This window comes from Cypionkella sinensis (assembly GCF_042646385.1).
GTDB classification, from domain to species: Bacteria; Pseudomonadota; Alphaproteobacteria; order Rhodobacterales; family Rhodobacteraceae; genus Cypionkella; species Cypionkella sinensis.
Genome location: NZ_JBHRTO010000001.1, coordinates 1,077,728 through 1,098,734 on the forward strand (window position 1 = coordinate 1,077,728; position 21,007 = coordinate 1,098,734).

General features: G+C 60.3%; 24 protein-coding genes. 14 read left to right on the top strand and 10 right to left on the bottom strand.

Annotated elements, in window-relative coordinates; translation table 11 throughout:
• The first annotated feature begins 144 nt into the window (after positions 1-144).
• From ACFOGH_RS05335 to ACFOGH_RS05355, 5 genes are all read left to right on the top strand, one after another.
• Complete coding sequence (locus ACFOGH_RS05335) at positions 145-1,038, top strand: LysR family transcriptional regulator (RefSeq protein WP_380072024.1); 894 nt, start codon at positions 145-147, stop codon at positions 1,036-1,038.
• A gap of 171 nt (positions 1,039-1,209) precedes the next feature.
• Positions 1,210-2,049, top strand: a complete 840-nt coding sequence (locus ACFOGH_RS05340; protein WP_380072025.1) for an ATP-grasp domain-containing protein — start codon at positions 1,210-1,212, stop codon at positions 2,047-2,049.
• A gap of 573 nt (positions 2,050-2,622) precedes the next feature.
• Complete coding sequence (purL, locus tag ACFOGH_RS05345) at positions 2,623-4,782, top strand: phosphoribosylformylglycinamidine synthase subunit PurL (protein ID WP_380072026.1); 2,160 nt, start codon at positions 2,623-2,625, stop codon at positions 4,780-4,782.
• Positions 4,782-5,231 (top strand): GNAT family N-acetyltransferase, encoded by a 450-nt coding sequence (locus ACFOGH_RS05350; protein WP_380072027.1) that lies wholly within the window; start codon positions 4,782-4,784, stop codon positions 5,229-5,231. Before purL ends, ACFOGH_RS05350 begins: the two co-directional genes overlap by 1 nt.
• Entirely contained in the window at positions 5,228-5,713 is a 486-nt protein-coding gene (locus ACFOGH_RS05355; RefSeq protein ID WP_380072028.1) for a GNAT family N-acetyltransferase, read from the top strand. The genes ACFOGH_RS05350 and ACFOGH_RS05355 overlap by 4 nt, the downstream gene beginning before the upstream one ends.
• A gap of 31 nt (positions 5,714-5,744) precedes the next feature.
• Here ACFOGH_RS05355 and ACFOGH_RS05360 read toward each other — a convergent pair whose 3' ends face one another.
• Positions 5,745-6,011: a DUF2798 domain-containing protein gene (locus ACFOGH_RS05360; protein WP_380072029.1), complete on the bottom strand. Its 267-nt coding sequence runs from the start codon at positions 6,009-6,011 to the stop codon at positions 5,745-5,747.
• Positions 6,012-6,224: 213 nt separating this feature from the next.
• On the opposite strand from ACFOGH_RS05360, the gene ACFOGH_RS05365 reads away from it, so the two are divergent.
• Positions 6,225-6,461 carry a BolA/IbaG family iron-sulfur metabolism protein gene (locus ACFOGH_RS05365; RefSeq protein ID WP_380072030.1) on the top strand — a complete coding sequence of 79 codons (237 nt, stop codon included), beginning with the start codon at positions 6,225-6,227 and terminating at the stop codon, positions 6,459-6,461.
• A gap of 70 nt (positions 6,462-6,531) precedes the next feature.
• Entirely contained in the window at positions 6,532-6,894 is a 363-nt protein-coding gene (grxD, locus tag ACFOGH_RS05370) for a Grx4 family monothiol glutaredoxin (RefSeq protein WP_380072031.1), read from the top strand.
• Between the two features lie 94 nt (positions 6,895-6,988).
• Here the strand turns inward: grxD and ACFOGH_RS05375 are convergent, their stop codons facing one another.
• The 3 genes from ACFOGH_RS05375 to ACFOGH_RS05385 are packed head-to-tail and all read right to left on the bottom strand — an operon-like array spanning position 6,989 to position 8,194.
• Positions 6,989-7,324 carry an MliC family protein gene (locus ACFOGH_RS05375; RefSeq protein WP_380072032.1) on the bottom strand — a complete coding sequence of 112 codons (336 nt, stop codon included), beginning with the start codon at positions 7,322-7,324 and terminating at the stop codon, positions 6,989-6,991.
• On the bottom strand, positions 7,321-7,692 hold the full coding sequence (locus ACFOGH_RS05380; RefSeq protein WP_380072033.1) for a cell division protein ZapA: 372 nt from the start codon (positions 7,690-7,692) through the stop codon (positions 7,321-7,323). The genes ACFOGH_RS05375 and ACFOGH_RS05380 overlap by 4 nt, the downstream gene beginning before the upstream one ends.
• The gene (locus ACFOGH_RS05385) at positions 7,685-8,194 is read right to left on the bottom strand and encodes a hypothetical protein (protein ID WP_380072034.1); all 510 of its coding nucleotides are present in this window, start codon (positions 8,192-8,194) and stop codon (positions 7,685-7,687) included. Before ACFOGH_RS05385 ends, ACFOGH_RS05380 begins: the two co-directional genes overlap by 8 nt.
• 209 nt (positions 8,195-8,403) lie before the next feature.
• Here ACFOGH_RS05385 and tkt point away from each other — a divergent pair, with 209 nt between their 5' ends.
• Positions 8,404-10,419 carry a transketolase gene (gene tkt / locus ACFOGH_RS05390; protein WP_380072035.1) on the top strand — a complete coding sequence of 672 codons (2,016 nt, stop codon included), beginning with the start codon at positions 8,404-8,406 and terminating at the stop codon, positions 10,417-10,419.
• A gap of 366 nt (positions 10,420-10,785) precedes the next feature.
• On the opposite strand, the gene ACFOGH_RS05395 is transcribed toward tkt, so the two are convergent.
• Positions 10,786-11,757: a DUF808 domain-containing protein gene (locus ACFOGH_RS05395; RefSeq protein WP_380072036.1), complete on the bottom strand. Its 972-nt coding sequence runs from the start codon at positions 11,755-11,757 to the stop codon at positions 10,786-10,788.
• 190 nt (positions 11,758-11,947) lie between these two features.
• Here ACFOGH_RS05395 and gap (ACFOGH_RS05400) point away from each other — a divergent pair, with 190 nt between their 5' ends.
• The 4 genes from gap (ACFOGH_RS05400) to ACFOGH_RS05415 all read left to right on the top strand — a co-directional run bounded on the left by gap (ACFOGH_RS05400) (position 11,948) and on the right by ACFOGH_RS05415 (position 14,620).
• Complete coding sequence (gap, locus tag ACFOGH_RS05400; RefSeq protein WP_380072037.1) at positions 11,948-12,946, top strand: type I glyceraldehyde-3-phosphate dehydrogenase; 999 nt, start codon at positions 11,948-11,950, stop codon at positions 12,944-12,946.
• A gap of 12 nt (positions 12,947-12,958) precedes the next feature.
• Complete coding sequence (locus ACFOGH_RS05405) at positions 12,959-13,102, top strand: hypothetical protein (RefSeq protein WP_380072038.1); 144 nt, start codon at positions 12,959-12,961, stop codon at positions 13,100-13,102.
• Positions 13,103-13,216: 114 nt separating this feature from the next.
• A complete protein-coding gene (gap, locus tag ACFOGH_RS05410) occupies positions 13,217-14,221 on the top strand; it encodes a type I glyceraldehyde-3-phosphate dehydrogenase (RefSeq protein ID WP_380072039.1) in 1,005 nt (334 codons plus the stop codon).
• Positions 14,222-14,458: 237 nt separating this feature from the next.
• The gene (locus ACFOGH_RS05415; protein WP_380072040.1) at positions 14,459-14,620 is read left to right on the top strand and encodes a hypothetical protein; all 162 of its coding nucleotides are present in this window, start codon (positions 14,459-14,461) and stop codon (positions 14,618-14,620) included.
• Positions 14,621-14,665: 45 nt separating this feature from the next.
• Here ACFOGH_RS05415 and ACFOGH_RS05420 read toward each other — a convergent pair whose 3' ends face one another.
• From ACFOGH_RS05420 to ACFOGH_RS05430, 3 genes are read right to left on the bottom strand one after another with little or no spacing between them, the layout of a single operon-like run.
• Positions 14,666-15,187: a gamma carbonic anhydrase family protein gene (locus tag ACFOGH_RS05420; RefSeq protein WP_380072041.1), complete on the bottom strand. Its 522-nt coding sequence runs from the start codon at positions 15,185-15,187 to the stop codon at positions 14,666-14,668.
• Positions 15,184-15,819: a guanylate kinase gene (gmk, locus tag ACFOGH_RS05425; protein WP_380072042.1), complete on the bottom strand. Its 636-nt coding sequence runs from the start codon at positions 15,817-15,819 to the stop codon at positions 15,184-15,186. Before gmk ends, ACFOGH_RS05420 begins: the two co-directional genes overlap by 4 nt.
• Positions 15,820-15,822: 3 nt before the next feature.
• Positions 15,823-16,722 carry a YicC/YloC family endoribonuclease gene (locus ACFOGH_RS05430; protein WP_380072043.1) on the bottom strand — a complete coding sequence of 300 codons (900 nt, stop codon included), beginning with the start codon at positions 16,720-16,722 and terminating at the stop codon, positions 15,823-15,825.
• Positions 16,723-16,890: 168 nt separating this feature from the next.
• Here ACFOGH_RS05430 and ACFOGH_RS05435 point away from each other — a divergent pair, with 168 nt between their 5' ends.
• Complete coding sequence (locus ACFOGH_RS05435; RefSeq protein ID WP_380072044.1) at positions 16,891-17,529, top strand: PAS domain-containing protein; 639 nt, start codon at positions 16,891-16,893, stop codon at positions 17,527-17,529.
• A gap of 117 nt (positions 17,530-17,646) precedes the next feature.
• Here the strand turns inward: ACFOGH_RS05435 and ACFOGH_RS05440 are convergent, their stop codons facing one another.
• A complete protein-coding gene (locus ACFOGH_RS05440; protein ID WP_380072045.1) occupies positions 17,647-19,017 on the bottom strand; it encodes a class II 3-deoxy-7-phosphoheptulonate synthase in 1,371 nt (456 codons plus the stop codon).
• Positions 19,018-19,170: 153 nt separating this feature from the next.
• Here ACFOGH_RS05440 and ACFOGH_RS05445 point away from each other — a divergent pair, with 153 nt between their 5' ends.
• A complete protein-coding gene (locus ACFOGH_RS05445; RefSeq protein ID WP_380072046.1) occupies positions 19,171-20,196 on the top strand; it encodes a GlxA family transcriptional regulator in 1,026 nt (341 codons plus the stop codon).
• Here ACFOGH_RS05445 and ACFOGH_RS05450 read toward each other — a convergent pair.
• Positions 20,193-20,510, bottom strand: a complete 318-nt coding sequence (locus tag ACFOGH_RS05450) for a DUF4189 domain-containing protein (protein WP_380072047.1) — start codon at positions 20,508-20,510, stop codon at positions 20,193-20,195. The two genes, ACFOGH_RS05445 and ACFOGH_RS05450, sit on opposite strands and share 4 nt — an antisense overlap.
• Positions 20,511-21,007: the final 497 nt, after the last annotated feature.

Consider the following 21,007-nt stretch of genomic DNA (forward strand, 5'->3'; position numbering starts at 1 on the left):
GTGCATGACGCTGGAATGACAGCGCTGCGGCGATTTGGCGGGCAGATAGGGGGAATAATTGCCGATTTACCCGGTTTACAGGGCGGAATTTGTGCATAGATAAGCCGGCTTATGGTATCATACGCGAAATAAACCGAGGGACAGATGGACTGGGACAAGCTGCGCATTTTTCATGCGGTTGCCGAAAAGGGCAGCCTGACCCATGCGGGCGATGTGCTGCACCTGTCGCAATCGGCGGTCAGCCGGCAGATCCGGGCGCTGGAGGAAAGTCTTTCGGTGACGCTGTTTCACCGCCATGCGCGCGGGTTGATCCTGACCGAACAGGGTGAGTTGCTGTATGATGCGACGCAAGCCATGGTCAAACGGCTGGATGCCACAGCGGCTCGGATCAGGGACAGCGAGGATGAGGTGTTTGGCGAGTTGCGGGTGACGACAACGACCGGGTTCGGCACTTTGTGGTTGGCCCCGCGCCTGCCTGCGCTTTACAAGAAATACCCCAGCCTGAAGATTGACCTGATGCTGGAGGAGCGCGTGCTGGATCTTCCGATGCGCGAGGCAGATGTGGCCATTCGGATGAAAGAGCCCTCTCAGGCCGATCTGATCCGCAAGCGGTTGATGAACATTCGGATGCGGCTTTATGCGACGCCGGAGTATCTGGCCGAACACGGCACGCCCTTGACGATGGATGATTTCACCCAACACCGGCTGATCTGCCAACATGCTGGGACGGCGCAGGTGGCGGCGGGCGCCAATCTGGTGGCCGATCTGATGAGCCATGACATCCCGTCTACGCTGACAGTGAACAACTATTTCGGCGTGTTGCAGGGGGTGTTGAACCATCTGGGCATCGGGGTGCTGCCGGATTATCTGACTGAGGATTTCCCGCATCTGGTGCGGGTGCTGCCCGAGACGGAATCGACGGAAGTGCCGGTGTTTCTGGCCTACCCCGAGGAGTTGCGGCATTCCAAACGCGTCTCGGCGTTTCGGGACTTTGTGCAGGAAGAGATTTTCGCGTTTCGGAAGCGGCAGCAGTTGTAGGCTGGAGTGTGTCCACGCGTGGACACGCGGTCGGCAATATATGAATCAGGGGGTTATGTCCCCTTGATCAGGTTTTGTTAAGGTTTGCCCCGCCCGTTTTGCGCTTTGAAACGGGTGGACGTTACGCAAAAAAGGGCGTGCGCTTGATGGCACGCCCTATGGACATACCTCTTGAACAGCCTGTTTTGGCCATTTGGACGGCGCTGCCGGGTGGCAAAGGAATCAATACGAGATGCGTGGATACTCCAGCAGTTTGAGGACACACAGAAGCTTGCCCACGCGCTGGATCAATTGGGCATTTCTTATTCTTGGCACAAGGTTGTTCCATTCGTCGGCGCGCTGATACCCGAACCGGAGGTGCATGATCCTCGGGCTGTGGTGATGTTTGGGTCTTATACGCTGTGGCGATATGCGGAATCCAAGGGGCTGACGCCGGGTGTGTTCCGAATAAAACCATTCGTTCACGAAATGCCTTGGCAGACCTATATGCTCAATGGACCCGACGCTATTTTTCTTACCGTCAGTGACATCGACAGCAAGTTACCCCAAGCAGATCAACATTGGTTCATCCGCCCCGTCGCAGACAGCAAGGAACAGGCGGGAAGTGTCCGAGCAGTGGCAACAATTCGTGAAACCGCGCGCAAGGTCATGGCTCTTGATCCTGACGAAATTCCGAATGGGTCGTTGCGGCCAGACACGCTGATGATGCTGACGCCCCCTGCTCGGATTCTGAAAGACTGGCGCATATGGATCGTGGACGGCCAAGTCATCACTTATTCGTTGTACAAGGAAGGCGCGAGGGTAACTTACCGTCATGAGATCGACGCGGATGCGCTTGCCTTCGCGCAAAACATGGCTCGACTGAACCCAGCTTACTCCCCAGCCTATGTGATGGATATTTGTCGGACCGAGGACGGGCTGCGCCTACTAGAGACGAACTGTATCAATGCGGCTGGCTTTTACGCCGCTGATTTGGTGCGGTTGGCTGAGGTCATCGACGCAATAGCGTGACAATTACACATATCAGCCTCGCCATTTTGGGCGTTGAGGCGGACGTGGTGGTGTCCTCAGATGTGATGTGCCTTTCGCCGGGATCGTATGGTGGCCAGCGCCGTTCCATACGATAGCAGGGGCAACTAGCCACACAAAATTGACCATCCAGTCAAAGCTATGCGCCCGGCGCATGGCGGCAATGCTGCGGGTGCAGCCTGTTCTTTATTGAGGCAAAACAGCCATAGGTATACACACCGCCATGAAGCAGCAGTCGAGTTTACTCTTGTTGCTTCATACCTCCCTGTTGGACTTGGCCGAGCGAAAGCTCGGCCTTTTTTTTTGATTTTGGGGACATTTTTTCTAACTGCCCGTCCAGCAAGCAGATTTTTGGCCGCTATGGTGCAAATTGCTGCATGTGCGAGATGGGTGGGGGTAGCGCGTGGGTTGCGCGGGTGGAAAAGCGATTCGTCGGCGCACGGACAGATGGGGTGGCCTTGCGTGAAATAATTGCGGGAATTTGGCCCCGGCCCTTCCCCTGTTGGCGCGCTTGGCCTATGACGCGCGCAACTCTCATCATTGTCGGGGATTGTCATGACCGAACCTGCCATCACGCCTGATCTGATCGCAAAGCATGGCATGAAGCCGGATGAGTATCAGCGGCTCCTGGACATCATCGGGCGCGAGCCGACCTTCACTGAACTGGGGATTTTCTCGGCGATGTGGAATGAGCATTGCAGCTATAAATCCTCGAAGAAATGGTTGCGCACGCTGCCGACCACCGGGCCGCAGGTGATCTGTGGGCCCGGCGAGAATGCGGGCGTCGTGGATATTGGCGATGGCCAAGCGGTGATCTTCAAGATGGAGAGCCATAACCACCCGTCTTATATCGAGCCGCATCAGGGCGCGGCCACCGGCGTGGGCGGGATTTTGCGCGACGTGTTCACCATGGGCGCGCGACCGATTGCGGCGATGAACTCGCTGTCGTTCGGCGTGCCGAGCCATCCAAAAACTGCGTATCTGGTGAAGGGCGTGGTTGAAGGCGTGGGGTCTTATGGCAATGCGTTTGGGGTGCCGACGGTTGGGGGCGAGGTGCGCTTTCACAAATCCTATAACGGCAACTGTCTGGTGAACGCCTTTGCTGCGGGCTTGGCGGATGCCGACAAGATTTTCTACTCGGTGGCCTCGGGCGTGGGGATGCCGGTGGTTTATTTGGGCGCGAAAACGGGCCGTGATGGCGTGGGCGGGGCGACGATGGCCAGCGCCGAGTTTGACGATACGATCGAGGAAAAACGCCCGACGGTGCAGGTCGGCGACCCCTTCACCGAAAAGCGGCTGCTGGAGGCTTGTCTGGAGTTGATGGCCTCGGGCGCAGTGATTTCCATTCAGGATATGGGGGCTGCGGGGCTGACGTGTTCTGCGGTGGAGATGGGCGACAAGGGCGGTTTGGGGATCAAGCTGCAACTGGATGACGTGCCGCAGCGCGAAACCAATATGACCGCCTATGAGATGATGCTGTCCGAGAGCCAAGAGCGGATGCTGATGGTTCTGAAGCCAGAACTGGAAGACGTGGCGCGGGCGATTTTCGTCAAATGGGATCTGGATTTCGCGATTGTCGGGGAGACTATTCCCGAAGATCGGTTCCTGATCCTGCATGGCAATGAGGTGAAGGCGGATCTGCCTTTGTCGAAGCTGTCGTCGTCGGCACCGGAATATGATCGGCCTTGGGTGGAGACTCCGGCGGCGGCACCCTTGGGTGAGGTGCCTGTGATTGGCGCGATTGCCGGGCTGCGGGCGCTGATTTCCAGCCCGAACTACGCGCAGAAGGCTTGGGTTTACGAGCAGTATGACAGCATGGTCGGTGCCGATACGGTGGTGGCGCCGGGCGCAGGTGCGGGTGTGGTACGGGTGCATGGCACCGGCAAGGCGCTGGCGTTCACCTCGGATGTGACGCCGCGCTATGTCAAGGCGAACCCGTTTGAGGGTGGCAAGCAGGCGGTTGCCGAGGCTTACCGCAACCTGATCGCTGTGGGGGCCAAGCCTCTGGCTACTACAGACAATCTGAACTTCGGCAACCCGGAAAAGCCCGAGATCATGGGGCAGATGGTGGGGGCGATCAAGGGCATCGGCGCGGCTGTGGCGGCGCTGGATATGCCGATCGTGTCGGGCAACGTCAGCCTATATAACGAGACCGATGGCTCGGGCATTTTGCCGACGCCGACGATTGGGGCTGTGGGGATTTTGGCCTCGGTCGATGATTTGATCGCAGGTCGTCCGGTTGCGGGTGACATTGCGCTGGTGGTGGGTGAGACATTTGGCCATCTGGGGCAGTCAGCGCTGCTGGCTGAGGCGTTCGGGATCGAGGCGGGCGATGCGCCGCGTGTTGATCTGGAAGCCGAACGCGCCAATGGCGATTTCATTCTTGCCAACCGCAAGGCGCTGCGGGCTTGCACCGATCTGGCCGATGGCGGGCTGGCGCTGGCGGCATTCGAGATGGCTGAGGGCGCGGGCCTCGGGGTGTCGTTGATCGCGGGCGATGTGGCGACACTGTTCGGCGAGGATCAGGCGCGCTATCTGGTGGCTGCGGATGAAGCCGGGGCGGCAAAGCTGGAGGCTGCGGCGTTGACCAGTGGCGTCGAGGTGATCCGTGTCGGGCGGTTCGGCGGTGATGTGGTGGATTGTGGTGGGGACAAGGCTAGCTTGGCCGAGCTGTCGAACCTCTATCGTGGCGCGTTCGAGAAGGCTGTTGGCTGATGCTGCGGCCCGCCACGGCGCAAGACCTTGACTTGATCAAGGCGCTTTGGCTGGCTGAGGAACGCTATATCGACCCGCCAGAGCCGCTTCAGATCGCAGAGGCAGCAGAGGCGGGGCTGCTGTTTGTGTGGCAGTTGGACGATGCGGTTGCAGGCTTTGCAGCGCTGAAGCGCTGGCATCCGGGCGTGTTCAGTCTGGCGGCGGTTGTCTCGACCAAACCCGGTCAGGGACGCGCCTTGGTGCGGGCAGTGCAGGCGCAGGTGTTTACGGCGCTTGGCGGTCATCGGTTGGGGTTGGACACGACCTATGACAATGCCAAGGCGCTGCATCTGTTTGAAACCACGGGCTTTATCCGTGAGGGTGTGATGCGTGAGTGCTGGCAGCGCCCGGATGGTGAATGGGCCGATTGCATCTTTATGGCTATCCTGAAACGGGACTGGCAACCATGAAACTACGCCCTGCCCTGCCTGCCGATTTCGGCTTTATCCGTGGTCTTGCCGGGCGCGCGGAATACGCGCCTTTCATCACCGATGATGATGAGGCAAAGCTCGCCAGCTATCTGACCGACCCCGCGGCGCGGTTGCTGATCTGGCAAGACGATCAGGGGCCGCGTGGCTTTGCGCTTTATGCGGTGCCACAAGATGGCGCGGGCGTGGTCGAGTTGCGCAGGCTGGCGCTGGATATGGCCGGACGTGGTGAGGGTCAGGCATTTTTGCGCGCGATGATTGATTATGCATTCCAAGAGCTTGCAGCACAAAGGCTGTGGCTGGATGCCTCGGGTGAGAATTTGCGGGCGCAAGCGGCCTATGCGCGCGCCGGGTTCACGCTGGAAGGCCGCTTGCGCGGGCATTGGTATCGGCCTGCGTTGGGGCGGGTGGTGGATATGATGCTGTATGGCATGATGCGGGATGAATGGCGGGCGAAACCTTAGGCCCGCCCGCCACATCATTCATCTCTGCGGCTTATCGTTGTGGAGTGGCCACGATCAGCGCAACCAGACGGCGCACCAGTGGCAGCACCAGCAGCAAGGTGGGAAAGGCGATCAGCCAGGACATGCCCCAACTGCGCATCCATTGCGTGGCAAAGCCTGCCACCGGGCCAAGTGCCATAAGGGTGGCGATGCAAGAGACAACGAAAGTCATCAGGATAGACAGCAGCAAGGGCAGAATGATCGCCGCAAAGCGCGGCGGCAGTTTGCGAAAGCCAGAGTTGGAGTGAACGTCAGACACAGGATATTCCCTTTGCACAATGCCCATATCGGGGCCAAAGCCGCCAATCTTGGGACATGATGCGTTGCCTGACGTCAGACGCTTACGGTCGGTTTCCCGACACGGTTTAAATGCCCAGAGGCGGCGCAGATGTCAAGCGCCCGGCGCAGATTGGCCCCTTGCAGCGCCCCTGCCCCGGCCTTACATTTGGGGCAATATATTCAGGAGTGCGCAATGGCCATCGAAGCCCATGAGATTGAAGCCTTGATCCGCGCGGCCTTTCCTGCCGCCAAGATCACCGTGCAGGGCGACGATGGCGCGCATTTCTCGGCCGAGGTGATTGATGCAAGCTTCAAGGGGATGAACAGGGTGCAACAACAGCGCGCGGTTTATGCCAGTTTGAAGGGCAAGATGGATGGGCCGAGTGGCGCACTGCATGCGCTGGCGCTGACGACGAAAGCTGCGGAGTGAAGTTTGAAATGGCTGTTGTTGACAGTCTTTTGTCGATGAAGTCGGCAAGTAACAATGAAGGATGTCGGGCATGACTGCTCTGGATACGATCAAAGACACTGTAACGAAAAACGACGTGGTGCTGTTCATGAAGGGCAGCAAGATGATGCCGCAATGCGGGTTCTCGTCGAAGGTGGCGGGGATTTTGAATTATTTGGGCGTCGAATACACCGATGTGAATGTGCTGGCGGATGCGGAAATCCGGCAGGGGATCAAGGAATTCTCGGATTGGCCAACGATTCCGCAGCTTTACGTCAAGGGCGAGTTCATCGGTGGCTGCGACATTGCCATCGAGATGACGCTGTCGGGCGAGTTGGATACGCTGCTGGAGACGAATGGCGTGGCGTTTGACAAGGCGGCAGCGGACAAGATCCGCGAAGCCAACGCTGGCTGATCTGGTGGAGCGGGGGCCAGCCCCCGCGCCCCCGGGATATTTAAGGACAGATTAAAGCAAATTTTAATCAAATGCCGTGTGGTTTGGCGTTTGATTATTGGGCTTTGCAATCTTCGTACAGCACGGTTTCCTTGCCGCCTTTGGTGCCGTCTTTCCAATAAAGTGTGCCGGTATCGCCCTTTGTCCACCAGACGTAATTCGAGCCATCCGACGGCCAGCCATAGCGCGCGCCCGAGGCGGATTCTTCGACCAGCAGGTTCACGGTTTCGCCGTTGACGGTGAGTTTCACATCGTCATTGCTTCCATAAACTGCGCTGAGTTTCGCGCCGTCTGCGCAAAGATAGCGCGTTGTGCCATCGGCCGTGACCGGCGCCTCGCCTTGTGGCGTGCAGGCAGTGAGGCCGAGCAACACGGCAGACAGGCGCATCATTGCAGGCGATCCTCGATAGACGCGGCCATCGCTTCGGCGCGGGCGGCGATTTCGGCGAGGGTTTCGCGCAGGCCTGGGGGAACAACGGCGACTTCGATCTTTTCACGCTCGGGCTGCGGGCGGGCTTCGATCTCGGCCAGTTTCAGTTTGAGCTGGCGGTTTTCATCCTCGATTGCGGCGGTTTTGTCTGCCAGCATCAGGCCTGCCATCAGCAGCATCCGCGATTCCGGCAAACGGCCCATTTGCGCGACCAGCGGGGCCGCTTCGGCGTCGAGCATCGCGGCAGCGCCGCGCAGGAAATGCTCCTCGCCCGGTTGGCAAGAGACGGTGAAATTGCGCCCGCCGATGGAGATTTCGATATCAGGCATTGGCGGCGGCCTCCTCGATCAGCGGGTTCAGGGCGGCGATGATGTCGGACAATTCTTCGGCCTCGGCGGCGCGGGCGGCGCGCAGGGCGTCGAGTTCGGTCAGCATGGCGTGGTTGATATGCTCAGGCTCGGTCACGCCCAATTCGGCGACATCGCGCAGGGCGGCGAGTTCTGCGTTCAGCGTGGCGGTGCTGTTGCGCAAAAGCTCTAACTCATCGGCCTGGGCTGCGACTTGCGCATTGAGGGCGGAAATCTTTTCGGTCAGGGCGGCTTTCGCGGCTTCGTCCTTTTGATGCACGGCACGCAGGCGTTCTTGCAGTTGCGCGTTGAGCATGCGTTCTTCGTCAAGTTTTTCGTTCAGCACCGCGAAATCGCTTTCGGGCAGCATCGCGGTGGGATTGTCGGACGGCATGGGCACGGCGGCGGCAAGGCTTTCCACCCCGCGCCCGATGCGGGCCATGGCGGCGGTGATGCGCCGCTCCAGCTCTGCGATATCCTGCATGGGTGTTGGCCCTTTCTGTTTCTTCAGCGCTTGCCCTGCCCCATCGCATGCCGCGAATCGGCAAAGCCCGCGTTTCGGTTGATCTTAGCGGCTTGGCGCGGGGCCGTCTTGTCTTTTGCGTCCAAGGCCTTGCGGGGCGCGCTTGATCTTGCCGCACGGGCTGTTATGCAGCTTTCAGCCCACCCAATTTCATTGACAGGACATCAGCCTTGGATATCCAGACGCTTCGCACCGCTCACCCTGACCATTGGATGCGCGCCGCCGCCATTCGCACGCTGACTTTGGACGCCGTTGCCGCCGCCAACTCGGGCCATTCCGGGATGCCGATGGGGATGGCGGATGTGGCCACCGTGTTGTTCGAAAAGCACCTGAAGTTTGATCCGAAAGCACCGCGTTGGGCGGATCGTGACCGGTTCATCCTGTCGGCGGGCCATGGCTCGATGCTGATTTACAGCCTGCTGTATCTGACCGGCTATGCCGATATGACGCTGGAGCAGATCAAGAACTTCCGCCAATGGGGCGCGATCACGGCGGGGCACCCGGAATATGGCCATGTGGCGGGGGTGGAGACCACCACCGGGCCGCTGGGTCAGGGCATTGCCAATTCGGTGGGCTTTGCGATTGCCGAAGAAAATCTGCGCGCGCGGTGGGGGGCGAAGATCTGCGATCACTACACCTATGTGATCGCGGGCGATGGCTGTCTGATGGAAGGTGTGAGCCAAGAGGCGATTGCGCTGGCGGGTAAGCAGCAACTCAGCCGCCTGATCGTGATGTGGGACAACAACGGCATCACCATTGATGGCAAGGTTTCCTTGTCGGATGTGACCGACCAGCGCGCGCGCTTTGCGGCGAGCGGTTGGAATGTGCTGCATTGCGACGGCCATGATCCGGTGGATATCGACCGCGCGCTGACGGCGGCGAAGAAATCTGACAAGCCGACGCTGATTGATTGCAAGACCCATATCGCCTTGGGCCATGCGGCGCAGGATACTTCGAAGGGCCACGGCGCTTTGACAGATCCTGCACAGATGAAAGCGGCGAAAGAGGCTTATGGTTGGACGTCAGAGCCCTTCGTTATTCCGGCAGCGATCAAGGCGCAGTGGGAAGCATTCGGTGCCCGCGGTGCTGAGGCGCGGGCGGCTTGGGATGCGCGTCTGGCGGCGCTGTCGCCTGCCAAGCAGGCTGAATTTGCGCGGATTTTCGCGGGCGATGTGCCGGCCAAGCTGCCGGCGATCATTCGCGGCGTGAAGAAAGCGGCTACGGAAGCCGGGGCCAAATTGGCGACCCGTTCGGCATCGGAAAAGGTGCTGGCGGCGGTGAACCCGATCTTGCCGGAAACCATTGGTGGTTCGGCGGATTTGACCGGATCGAACAACACCAAGACCGCCGATTTGGGCGTGTTCAGCGCCGAGGATCGCAAGGGCCGTTACGTCTATTACGGCATCCGCGAGCATGGCATGGCGGCGGCGATGAACGGCATGGCGCTGCACGGCGGCGTGCGGCCCTATTCGGGCACGTTCATGTGCTTCACCGACTATGCCCGCCCCTCGATGCGCTTGTCGGCGCTGATGGGGATTCCGGTGGTTTATGTGATGACGCATGACTCGATTGGTTTGGGCGAAGATGGCCCGACGCACCAGCCGGTTGAGCATCTGGCGATTTCGCGTGCCACGCCGAACACCATGGTGTTCCGCCCTGCCGATCTGGTGGAAACCGCCGAGGCTTGGGAGATTGCGTTTTCGTCGAAGAAAACTCCGTCCGTGCTGGCGCTGAGCCGTCAGAACCTGCCGATGGTGCGCAAGACCCATACCAACACCAACATGGTGGCCAAGGGCGCCTATGTGCTGGCCGAGGCCGAGGGTAAGCGTCAGGTCATTCTGATGGCGACGGGTTCGGAAGTGGAAATCGCGCTGAAGGCCCGCGATCTGCTGCAAGCCGAGGGCATCGGCACGCGGGTTGTCTCGGTGCCGTCGATGGAACTGTTCGCGGCACAGGATGAAGCCTATCGCCGCAAAGTGCTACCTGCGGGTCCGGTGCGGGTGGCGATTGAAGCGGGCGTGCGTCAGGGCTGGGATCGCTGGCTGCTGGGCGAGCGCGGCCGCGATGGCAAGGCCGATTTCGTCGGCATGTCGTCTTTCGGGGCCTCGGCCCCGATGGAACGGCTGTACAAAGAGTTTGGCATCACCGCAGAAAACGCGGTGGCCAAGGTCAAAGCGCTGCTGTGATTGTGGTGGGGTAAGGTGGGGTTAAACCCCACCTTACCAGCGCGACGACATTGAAACGAATGGGGCCGCGCTCGGCCCAATCGACATTCAGGCGATTGCGTGCCGCCAGATCCGGGCGGAAACAGGAAACGCACCGCGTTTCCCCGCCCGCGTGGGCCGCTCGGCCCTGAAGTCACCTCAGCGAGAAAACCACTTAGGCCAGTGCCCGACCCGGCGGGCGAGAAGCGCCCGCCATCGGCGGGTCGGGCGCTGGCCGGGCCTTTGAGGCTCGGCGGTCTCACCGGCGACTGCACCGCATGGCGAAGGCGATGGCCTTCGCCAGACTATTCAAGGTGCCAGACTGTCCACAATGAATGTCGATCCGGCTTAATGCGCGGCCTTTTTGCTGCCGGTGAGTGCCGACCAGATCGGCACGATGATCTTGGTGGCAACCGGGATCAGCAACAGGCCCAAGGCCAGCCCGATCACGCCATCGCAGGCGGCGGTGACGGCCCATTCCACCAAGCCAGCGGCTTGCGGCACAGCTTGGGCAGCGGCGACGGCCCAGTGGTGGATGGTGTTGTAGGGTTCGTGCTGACCCAGAACATCCAAGCCATGCACGATGATATTGCCGCCCACCCACAGCATCGCAAGCGTGCCGACGGTGGAGAGAAAGCTCATCAGTTTCGGCATCGCGCTGACCAGACCACGGCCAAAGGCGCGAGCGGCGGCGGTCTTGCGGGTGGCGGCCATGTGAAGCCCGATGTCGTCCATTTTCACGATCAGGGCCACCGCGCCGTAGACGGCGATGGTGATCAGCGTGCCGACGATGGCAAGGGTGATCGCATCCATCCAGAAGCCGCTTTCCGGGATCGCGGCGAGCGAGATCGTCATGATCTCGGCCGACAGAATGAAATCGGTCTTGATCGCGCCTGCGACCTTTTCCTCTTCCAGCCGCGCCGGGTCTTTGGTGTCAAGATCGGCCTCAACCGTGGCATCCTTGTGCGGCACCAGTGCGTGATAGACTTTTTCCGCGCCCTCAAAGCACAGATACGCGCCGCCGACCATCAGCAAGGGCGTGATCACCTGCGGCAGGAACGCATCCAGCGCCAGAAGGCCAGGCAGCAGCAGGATCAGCTTGTTCTTCAGCGAGCCTTTGGCGATGCGGTAGATGATCGGCAGCTCGCGCTTGGCCTCAAAGCCATGCACATATTTTGGCGTCACGGCGGCATCGTCGATCACCACACCCGCCGCTTTTGCCCCGGCCTTGGCCGCAGCCCCGGCAATATCATCAATCGAGGCCGCCGCCACTTTGGCAATCGCCGCCACATCATCCAGAAGTGCCAGTAACCCGCTCATATCCGCCTCATTGCTGTGTCACGTCAGATGTAGTTGCTGCACAGCAGAAAGGCAAAGCCTGTGGCTTGTTAGCGCGAACAAGGGATGTTTGCGATAACATATTGAATTCACGTCGGTTTTAGACTTTTCGTCTGCGCCGCCCTTGCCTATAGCGAAATTGGAAAACCGCTCACGCCCAGGAGATACGCGCATGATTACCATCGGGATCAACGGATTTGGCCGGATTGGCCGCTGCACTTTGGCCCATATCGCCGAGTCTGCGCGCAACGATGTGCAAGTGGTGGCGATCAATGCGACCGGGCCGATTGAGACCAACGCGCATCTGCTGAAATACGATTCGGTGCATGGCCGCTTTCCGGGTGTGGTCAAGGTTTCGGGGAATGAGCTGGATCTAGGCCGTGGTCCGATGCGGGTCATGTCGACCTACAACCCGGATGAGCTGGATTGGGAAGGCGTCGATGTGGTGCTGGAATGCACCGGCAAGTTCAACGAGCGTGAGAAAGCAGCGGTGCATCTGGGGCGGGGTGCCAAGCGCGTGCTGGTCTCGGCCCCTGCCAAGCGGGCGGATATGACGGTGGTGTATGGCGTCAACCATCGCGGGCTGACGGCGGATCATCACGTGGTCTCGAACGCGTCCTGCACGACGAATTGCCTCGCCCCGCTGGCCAAGGTGCTGAATGACAGCATCGGCATTGAAAGCGGCATCATGACCACAATCCACAGCTATACCGGCGATCAGCCGACGTTGGACCGACGCCACAAGGATCTGTATCGCGCGCGCGCGGCGGCGATGGCGATGATCCCGACCTCAACCGGCGCAGGCAAAGCGATTGGCGAGGTGCTGCCGGAACTGGCGGGATTGCTGGATGGATCGTCGATCCGGGTGCCGACGCCCAATGTCTCGGCGGTCGATCTGACGTTCATTGCCAAGAAATCGGTGACGGTGGCCGAGGTGAATGACATCGTGCGTGAGGCCGCTTCGGGCTATATGGGTATGGTGCTGGCCTATGACCCGGAACCGAAAGTATCAATCGACTTCAATCACACGCCACATTCGTCTATCTTCGCCCCAGACCAGACCAAGGTTGTCGGCCGCTCGGTGCGGGTCTTGGCCTGGTATGACAACGAATGGGGCTTTTCCTGCCGTATGGCCGATGTGGCTGGGGTGATGGGACGGCTGCTGCAATAAAGCGGAGATGCCGTGACCGACCGGATTGCTTTGGTGCTGGCCCTGCTGATCGCGGCTGCGATTGGCGCGGATGTTGTGTTGAATAGTGGCGCGGCCTCGGTGTTTTTGCTACGCAAACTCCTCGATCTTGTTCAATATGTGATGATCTGGCGGTAAGGGTAAAAGTTGCCGTTGATTGTCACGCCAATTTCGTGATGTTAGCGCTAGCACAGAGCGCGCGAGTCGCGCCCGTTCCAACGCGCGCCCGCCGCGCTATTTCAGGAGGTTTTTATGGCCGTCAAAGTCGCCATTAACGGATTCGGTCGGATTGGCCGCAACGTGCTGCGCGCGATCATCGAATCGGGCCGCACCGATATCGAAGTGATCGCGATCAACGATCTGGGCCCGGTGGAAACCAACGCGCATCTTTTGCGCTTTGACTCGGTGCATGGCCGCTTCCCGCACAATGTCACCACCACCGCCGACACCATCGACGTGGGCCGTGGCCCGATGCGGGTGACGGCTTTGCGCAACCCGGCTGAACTGCCTTGGGGTGACGTGGATATCGTCATGGAATGCACCGGGATTTTCACCAGCAAGGAAAAGTGCAAGGCGCATCTGGAGAATGGCTCCAAGCGCGTGCTGATCTCGGCCCCCGGTGAAGATGCCGACAAGACCATCGTTTACGGTGTGAACCATGGCACGCTGACCTCCAGCGATCTTGTGGTGTCGAACGCTTCTTGCACCACCAACTGCCTGTCGCCGGTGGCGAAGGTGCTGAACGATGTGATCGGCATTGAAAAAGGCATGATGACGACGATCCACAGCTATACCGGCGACCAGCCGACGCTGGATACCATGCACAAAGACCTGTACCGCGGTCGCGCTGCGGCGCTGAGCATGATCCCGACCTCGACCGGGGCTGCCAAGGCGGTGGGTCTGGTGCTGCCCGAGTTGAAGGGCAAACTCGACGGTTTCGCGATCCGCGTGCCGACCCCGAACGTCTCGGTCGTCGATCTGAAATTCTTCGCCAAGCGCGCCACCAGCGTCGACGAAATCAACGCGGCGATCAAGGCGGCAGCGACTTCGGGGCCGCTTAAGGGGATTCTGGGCTATACCGAGTTCAAGAATGTCTCGTCGGATTTCAACCATGACCCGCATTCGAGCGTTTTCCACATGGATCAGACCAAGGTGATGGACGGCACGTTCTGCTCGATCCTGTCTTGGTATGACAATGAATGGGGCTTCTCGAACCGGATGGCGGATACCGCAGTGGCGATGGGCAAGCTGATCTGACGCTGGACCAAAACGGAATTTGAACAAATTCCGGCACGATTTCTGTTTCAGAAATCGGTTTGGGGGTGCCTTTGGGCGCCCCTTTTTGCTACGGCAGATTTGCACAAGCCATGCACTGGACGCAACGCCGCACCGCAGCATTGGCGGTTGTTGGCGCTAACAGACTTCCTATATCCTGATCATGCGAAGGGGATAAGGCCATCCGGGCCAAGTCATCGCAGAGGAAAAGGAAACACTATGAAATCGCTTATCGCTCAACTGCGCAGTGCTGCTGAAAAACGCGCTCTGTATCGCCGCACCCGTGATGAAATCGCCGGGATGCCGCGCCGGGTTGCGCTGGATCTGGGGATTTTTCCGGAAGATGCCGAGATCATCGCACGCAAGGCTGTCTGGGGCTAAGCCCAGCGACCGATGCGACCATGTGGGGGCCTGACGGCCCCCTTTTTATTTCAGTAATACCAGACCCTTGGCGAAACGGCGCGCGTTGGCGCGGTAGCCTTCGGCGGATTTGTGCAGCCGCGCTTGCGCTTCGCCGTCAAGCTGCCGCACAACCTTGCCGGGGGCACCCATCACCAGCGAACCATCGGGAATCTCTTTGCCTTCGGTGATCAACGCCCCTGCCCCGATCAGACAGCCTTTGCCGATCTTGGCACCGTTCAGCACCGTCGCCCCCATGCCGATCAGACTGCCTGCGCCAATCACGCAGCCATGCAGCATGGCTTTGTGGCCGATGGTGCAATCGGCACCGATGATCAGCGGATAGCCCATGTCGGTGTGCAAAACTGCGTTTTCCTGCACATTGCTGCCGCGCCCGACGCGGATTTCTTCGTTATCGCCGCGCAGCACCGCGCCGAACCAGATATTCGCAGCCTCCTCCAGCACCACTTTGCCGATCAGCACGGCGGAGTCGGCGACCCAGGCCTCGGGGCCGATTTCGGGGGAGATCCCGTCAAGAGAATAGATCATCGCGCGTCAAACTCCTTGTTGAGGCCCCGGACGAAATCCGAAAGGTCGGGCTGGCGGTCGCGCTTCAGGCGTTCGGCTTGAAGAATGGCGATCAACTCGTTGAAAGCACTGTCGATATCGCGGTTGATGATGACATAGTCATATTCGGCCCAATGGCTGATTTCATCTCGGGATTTCGCCATCCGACCGGCGATGATCTCATCACTGTCTTGCGCGCGGGCACGCAGGCGGCTTTCCAGCTCGGCAATCGAGGGCGGCAGGATGAAGATCGACACCACATCCCGGCCCAGCGAGGAATTGCGGATCTGCTGGCCGCCCTGCCAATCAATATCAAACAGCGTGTCGCGGCCTTCCTGCATCGCGGCCTCGACCGGGGCTTTCGGGCTGCCGTAGAGATTGCCGAACACTTCGGCATGTTCCAGCATCTGCGCGGTCTGCACCATCGCCTCAAATTCGGCGCGGCTGTGGAAGTAATACTCGCGGCCATCCACCTCGCCGGGGCGGGGCTGGCGGGTGGTGGCGGAAACCGAAAACCGCAAGCTCGGGTCCCATTGCATCAGCCGCCGGGCGAGCGTCGATTTGCCCGCACCCGAAGGCGAGGACAGGATAAGCAAAAGACCACGGCGCGCCATTTTCTATTCCACGTTTTGAACCTGTTCGCGCATTTGGTCTATCACCGTCTTGAGGTCAAGCCCGATGCGGGTCAGGCCAAGGCTTTGCGATTTCGAACACAGTGTGTTGGCCTCGCGCATGAATTCCTGCATCAGAAAATCGAATTTGCGGCCGATTTGCCCCGGTTCGGACAGCAGGCTGCGGGCAGCCTCGACATGGGCGCGCAGGCGGTCAAGTTCTTCGGTGACATCGTTTTTCACCGCGATCAGGGCGAGTTCCTGGGTCAGCCGCGCCTCATCCACGCCATCGGCGTTGGCCAGCACGCGGGCAAGCGCATCGCGTAAGGTCGCGGGAGCAACCGTTCGGCGGGCTTCGGCCTCGGTCGCGGCTTGCGCGGTGAGGTCGGCGATCTTGGTCAGTTGCGCCGCGATGACATTGTGCAGCGCCTCGCCCTCGGCGGCGCGCATGGCTTTGAAATCGGCCAACAGGGCTGGCAGATCGGCCAAAAGGGCGGACCGCAACGCCGTTGTGTCAGCATCCGCGCTATTGGCATCCTGCACGCCGCGCACGCCCAGCACATCGGCCGAGGTCGGCTGCCCTAAGGTGACGCCCGCGGCCATGGCGGCATCTTCGATCTGCACCAATGCCGCCAGCACCGCTGACAGCGTGGCTGGGTTCAGCCGCAGCGCCTCTGCGGCACCATCACCGCCTTCACGCGTGACCTTCAACGACAGGCTGACATTGCCACGATGCAGCGCCTTTGCGATCTCTGCCCGCAGCGCAAGTTCCAGCCCGTCAATCCAATCGGGCAGCCGCAGGCGCAGATCAAGCCCCTTGCCGTTGACCGACCGGATGTCCCAAGCCCAGGCATAGCCCAGCCCCTGCCCTTTGCGCGCAGCAAAGCCTGTCATCGAAACGGTCATCCTGCGATCCTTCTGCTTTGGCCGGTGTGGTCTTGGGTGTTTACCATTTGCCCAGATTGTCGGCGAAAACCGCGGCAACTGGTGTATGTTAATATCTCAGTAAGCAATCTTGAGTTGCAACCGCGCACGTCAGGATTGTCGTTTCTCGCCTGGTTCTGGAGGCCTACGATGTTAACTTTCTTTGGTAAAGGCCCACATGGCAAGGGCGCAGATCGCGCAAGTGCTGTGGCAGAGTTGCTCGCACCTTTGCAGCAGGTGCGCGGCTATTGGGAGGCGTTGCGGACGCAGGGCGGCTTGCCGCGGCGTGGGCAGGTTGATCCGCGCGGGATGGCCGATTGTCTGGACAAGGTATTTCTGATCGAACAGATCGCGCCGGGATTGGCGCGGTTTCGGCTGGCGGGGATGGTGCTGAACGATCTGTTGGGCATGGATGTGCGAGGGATGCCGCTGTCGTCACTGTTCGAGCCGGTGGCACGGGCGCGGATTGGGGATGCGCTGGATCAGGTGTTCGCGGCCTCGGCCAGTCTGGACATCTGGTTGGAGGCCGAGCGTTCGCTGGGCCGCCCGGCCTTGTCGGGGCGGATGCTGTTGCTGCCGCTGGCCCCAGTGGCAACCGAGCCAAGGCTGGCGCTGGGGTGTCTTGTGACCGAGGGGGCGCTGGGGAGGCAGCCTCGGCGGTTTGCGATTTCGGGGTTGGTGCGGGAAGTCTTGGCCGAAACCGGGGCGCAGGTGATGCCGGATGCGCCGCTGGCACCGCCGCGCAGTTCCGGGCGGCCCGATCTGCGGCTGGTGCATTCGCGCGACTGAGGGCAAGGGGGCGTATCCGCCCCCTGGGGGCGCCTCACCCCCGTGGCTGTTTCACGAGGCGGGATATGAAAAAAGGCGGGGATTTCCCCCGCCTTTCTGTTGAAAGGGATCGCTGTCTTACAGCGCGACGCGGCGGGCTGCTTCACGCTGCGACGAAAGTTCTTCCGACACAAGGAACGCCAATTCCAGCGATTGCGAGGCGTTCAGGCGCGGGTCGCAAGCGGTATGGTAGCGGTCGGCAAGGTTTTCATCCGACACAGCGCGCAGGCCGCCGGTGCATTCGGTCACGTCTTGGCCGGTCATTTCGAAATGCACGCCACCGGGGATGGTGCCTTCGGCTTTGTGGATCTGGAAGAATTCGCGGACCTCGCGCAGCACCGATTCAAACGGCCGGGTTTTATAGCCCGAGGCCGCTTTGATGGTGTTGCCGTGCATCGGGTCGCAAGACCAGACCACGTTCGCGCCTTCTTCCTGCACGGCCTTGATCAGACGCGGCAGGTTTTCACCCACTTTGCCCGCGCCAAAGCGCGCGATCAGGGTCAGGCGGCCTGCTTCGTTTTGCGGGTTCAGCTTGGCCATCAGCACTTTCAGATCATCGGCGGTGGTGGTCGGGCCGCATTTCAGACCGATCGGGTTCAGCACGCCACGCGCAAATTCAACATGCGCGCCGTCGGGCTGACGGGTGCGGTCGCCGATCCAGATCATATGGCCGGAGCCTGCGACGTTCTGGCCAGTGATGCTATCGACGCGGCAGAGGGCTTCTTCATATTCCAGCAGCAGCGATTCGTGGCTGGTGTAGAAATCAACCGTGGCCAGCGACGGGGCGCTGTCCGAGGTGATGCCCGCCGCGTTCATGAAATCGAGCGCATCAGAGATGCGGTTCGACAACTCGCGGTAGCGCTCGGCCTTGTCATGCTCGGCAAAGCCAAGCGTCCAGGAGTGGACGCGGTGGATGTCGGCAAAACCGCCGGTCGAGAAGGCGCGCAGCAGGTTCAGGCTGGCGGCGGCTTGGGTATAGGCTTGCAGCATCCGCGACGGATCGGGGCGACGCGCCTCGACCGTGGCGTCAAAGCCGTTGATGATGTCACCGCGGTAGGATGGGTATTCGACGCCGCCGATCATCTCGGTATTGGCCGAGCGCGGCTTGGCGAATTGGCCTGCCATGCGGCCGACCTTGATCACCGGCACTTTCGCGCCATAGGTCAGCACCACCGCCATTTGCAGCATGACGCGGAAGGTGTCGCGGATGTTGTCGGCCGAGAATTCGGCGAAACTTTCGGCGCAGTCACCGCCCTGCAGCAAGAACGCTTTACCCTCACCCGCCAAGGCCAGTTGTTTCTTCAGCTTGCGGGCTTCGCCTGCAAAGACCAGCGGGGGATATTTGGCCAGTTGCGCCTCAACCGCGTTGAGGGCTGCGGTGTCCGGATAATCAGGCATCTGCACACGCGGTTTTGCGCGCCAATCCGATTTCGTCCATCCTTTGGTCATGGGAGTTCCCCCTCCGTTAGCGATACCGGGGCGGTATAAGAAAATTATGGCGGAAAGCAAAGAGCGAAAGCCGCCGATTATGGCGTGATCGCCCTTGCAGAGGTGCGTTTTTCCTGTTTCCTTGCGTCGAAACCGACACAATCAGGTCGCATCATGCCCGCCCCTTCGCGCAAAGCCACCCAGGTAGAAAAAGAGGACGCGCCGCGGCGCTTCGTGTTTCTGCTGCTGGACAAGTTCACCATGATCAACTTCGCAGGCGCTATCGAGCCGTTGCGACTGGCCAATCATGTGATGGGCTTTCCGGTTTACACTTGGGCTTTGTGTGGTGAAGGCGGGGTGGAAAAGACCTGTTCAAATGGCGCGACGTTCAAGTTGGATTTCGGGCTGGATGAAGTTGACCGCGAAGACACCATTCTGGTTTGCGGCGGCATCGAGATTCAAAAGACCACATCCAAGCCGGTGATCGGCTGGCTGCGGCGCGAGGCGCGGCGGGGGGTGGCGATTGGTGGGCTTTGCACCGGGGCCTATGCTTTGGCAAAGGCCGGTCTGCTGGATGGCAAGAAAGCGACGATCCATTGGGAGAACCAGGACGGTTTTGCCGAGGAGTTCGAGGAGGTCAAGCTGACCAAATCGGTGTTCGTGATGGATGGCAACCGCTGGTCTACCGCCGGGGGGATTTCGTCGATTGACCTGATGCTGCGCATCATTGCGTCAGACCATGGCGAGGATCTGGCGAATAATGTCGCCGACCTGATGATCTATTCCACCATCCGCACCGATCAGGACACGCAACGGCTGTCGATCCCGACGCGGATCGGGGTGCGGCATCCGAAGCTGAGCCAGGTCATTCAAATGATGGAAAACGCCATCGAAGACCCGCTGAGCCCTGCCGATCTGGCCGAGGATGTCGGCATGTCGACCCGGCAGTTGGAGCGGTTGTTCCGCCGCTATCTGAACCGTTCGCCCAAGCGGTATTACATGGAGTTGCGGCTGCAAAAGGCGCGCAACCTGCTGATGCAGACCGATATGAGCGTGATCAACGTGGCACTGGCCTGCGGCTTTGCCAGCCCGTCGCATTTCTCGAAATGCTACCGCAGCCACTATAACACCACGCCCTACCGCGAGCGGGGCACCCAAGGGATGCCCAGCCCCGGCATTGGCGTGCGGTTGTCGATTTAATAGCCTTCGTTGCAGAAGGCGGCGGTGATCTCACAGCCGCTGTCGTTTTCGCTGCAAATATCCAGTGCGTTGTCAATCGCGGTGGCTGATGACAGATCAGAAGCCGCGCCCCAGCCATGGCCCTGCCCCACGGCAATCGCGCCGCATTGCTGGAAAACCAACGCGGTGTCGCAATCTTCAGACCCACATTGCTGATAGGCTTCGGTTTCGGCCAGAGTTTCGGTTTCAAAATTGGTGGCGGTTCCCGCGATGCCCGTTGACGGCGAGATGGCGATGGCCGCGTAAAGCCCTTCGGCCCGGGCGGTGGTGGTCACGGCAAGCAGTAGGCAAGTGCTTGCGAACAAGGGCAAAAGTGGTTTGGTCATCAGGCGGGGCAACGCGTCTCTCCGTTCAGGTGTTTTTGTTGGTGATGAAATTCAGGTGTCATGCGGCATAGGGCAAACAGAAGTATTGGGCCAGAATTTCGGGCACGGGTTTGTGCACTTTCCAGCGGATGATACCCAAGGCGGTTGGCAGCGCTTGCCTTGGACCGGCCAAACCGACCCGCTGACCGCGTCTAAAAAACTGAGGCAAGCGGCACAGGCCGCGCGCGACGTTCAGAAAATTCACGGATTGCCCTTGTCTGCCTGCCCTATGCCACTGTTGCACCCGCCCCGCTGCGCTGTCCAGACCATAGGCTCAAGGCGCGTGATGCGTCCCGTGCAGCGGGGTTTGAGAACCGAAAGCGAAGGCAGCCCGTCTGCAAACTACTTTAAGCTGGAAATAAAATGCTTTCCGCTTTAGCCTAATCGCAACCTGCCGCAGGTAGAGC

What these genes read in the sequence shown, in the direction of transcription:
- ACFOGH_RS05335 (WP_380072024.1), top strand. Translation starts at nt 145, where the DNA reads ATGGACTGGGACAAGCTGCGCATTTTTCATGCGGTTGCCGAAAAGGGC.
- purL (WP_380072026.1), top strand. Translation starts at nt 2,623, where the DNA reads ATGACCGAACCTGCCATCACGCCTGATCTGATCGCAAAGCATGGCATG.
- ACFOGH_RS05350 (WP_380072027.1), top strand. Translation starts at nt 4,782, where the DNA reads ATGCTGCGGCCCGCCACGGCGCAAGACCTTGACTTGATCAAGGCGCTT.
- ACFOGH_RS05355 (WP_380072028.1), top strand. Translation starts at nt 5,228, where the DNA reads ATGAAACTACGCCCTGCCCTGCCTGCCGATTTCGGCTTTATCCGTGGT.
- ACFOGH_RS05365 (WP_380072030.1), top strand. Translation starts at nt 6,225, where the DNA reads ATGGCCATCGAAGCCCATGAGATTGAAGCCTTGATCCGCGCGGCCTTT.
- grxD (WP_380072031.1), top strand. Translation starts at nt 6,532, where the DNA reads ATGACTGCTCTGGATACGATCAAAGACACTGTAACGAAAAACGACGTG.
- ACFOGH_RS05375 (WP_380072032.1), bottom strand. Translation starts at nt 7,324, where the DNA reads ATGATGCGCCTGTCTGCCGTGTTGCTCGGCCTCACTGCCTGCACGCCA.
- ACFOGH_RS05380 (WP_380072033.1), bottom strand. Translation starts at nt 7,692, where the DNA reads ATGCCTGATATCGAAATCTCCATCGGCGGGCGCAATTTCACCGTCTCT.
- ACFOGH_RS05385 (WP_380072034.1), bottom strand. Translation starts at nt 8,194, where the DNA reads ATGCAGGATATCGCAGAGCTGGAGCGGCGCATCACCGCCGCCATGGCC.
- ACFOGH_RS05395 (WP_380072036.1), bottom strand. Translation starts at nt 11,757, where the DNA reads ATGAGCGGGTTACTGGCACTTCTGGATGATGTGGCGGCGATTGCCAAA.
- gap (WP_380072037.1), top strand. Translation starts at nt 11,948, where the DNA reads ATGATTACCATCGGGATCAACGGATTTGGCCGGATTGGCCGCTGCACT.
- gap (WP_380072039.1), top strand. Translation starts at nt 13,217, where the DNA reads ATGGCCGTCAAAGTCGCCATTAACGGATTCGGTCGGATTGGCCGCAAC.
- ACFOGH_RS05415 (WP_380072040.1), top strand. Translation starts at nt 14,459, where the DNA reads ATGAAATCGCTTATCGCTCAACTGCGCAGTGCTGCTGAAAAACGCGCT.
- ACFOGH_RS05420 (WP_380072041.1), bottom strand. Translation starts at nt 15,187, where the DNA reads ATGATCTATTCTCTTGACGGGATCTCCCCCGAAATCGGCCCCGAGGCC.
- gmk (WP_380072042.1), bottom strand. Translation starts at nt 15,819, where the DNA reads ATGGCGCGCCGTGGTCTTTTGCTTATCCTGTCCTCGCCTTCGGGTGCG.
- ACFOGH_RS05430 (WP_380072043.1), bottom strand. Translation starts at nt 16,722, where the DNA reads ATGACCGTTTCGATGACAGGCTTTGCTGCGCGCAAAGGGCAGGGGCTG.
- ACFOGH_RS05435 (WP_380072044.1), top strand. Translation starts at nt 16,891, where the DNA reads ATGTTAACTTTCTTTGGTAAAGGCCCACATGGCAAGGGCGCAGATCGC.
- ACFOGH_RS05440 (WP_380072045.1), bottom strand. Translation starts at nt 19,017, where the DNA reads ATGACCAAAGGATGGACGAAATCGGATTGGCGCGCAAAACCGCGTGTG.
- ACFOGH_RS05445 (WP_380072046.1), top strand. Translation starts at nt 19,171, where the DNA reads ATGCCCGCCCCTTCGCGCAAAGCCACCCAGGTAGAAAAAGAGGACGCG.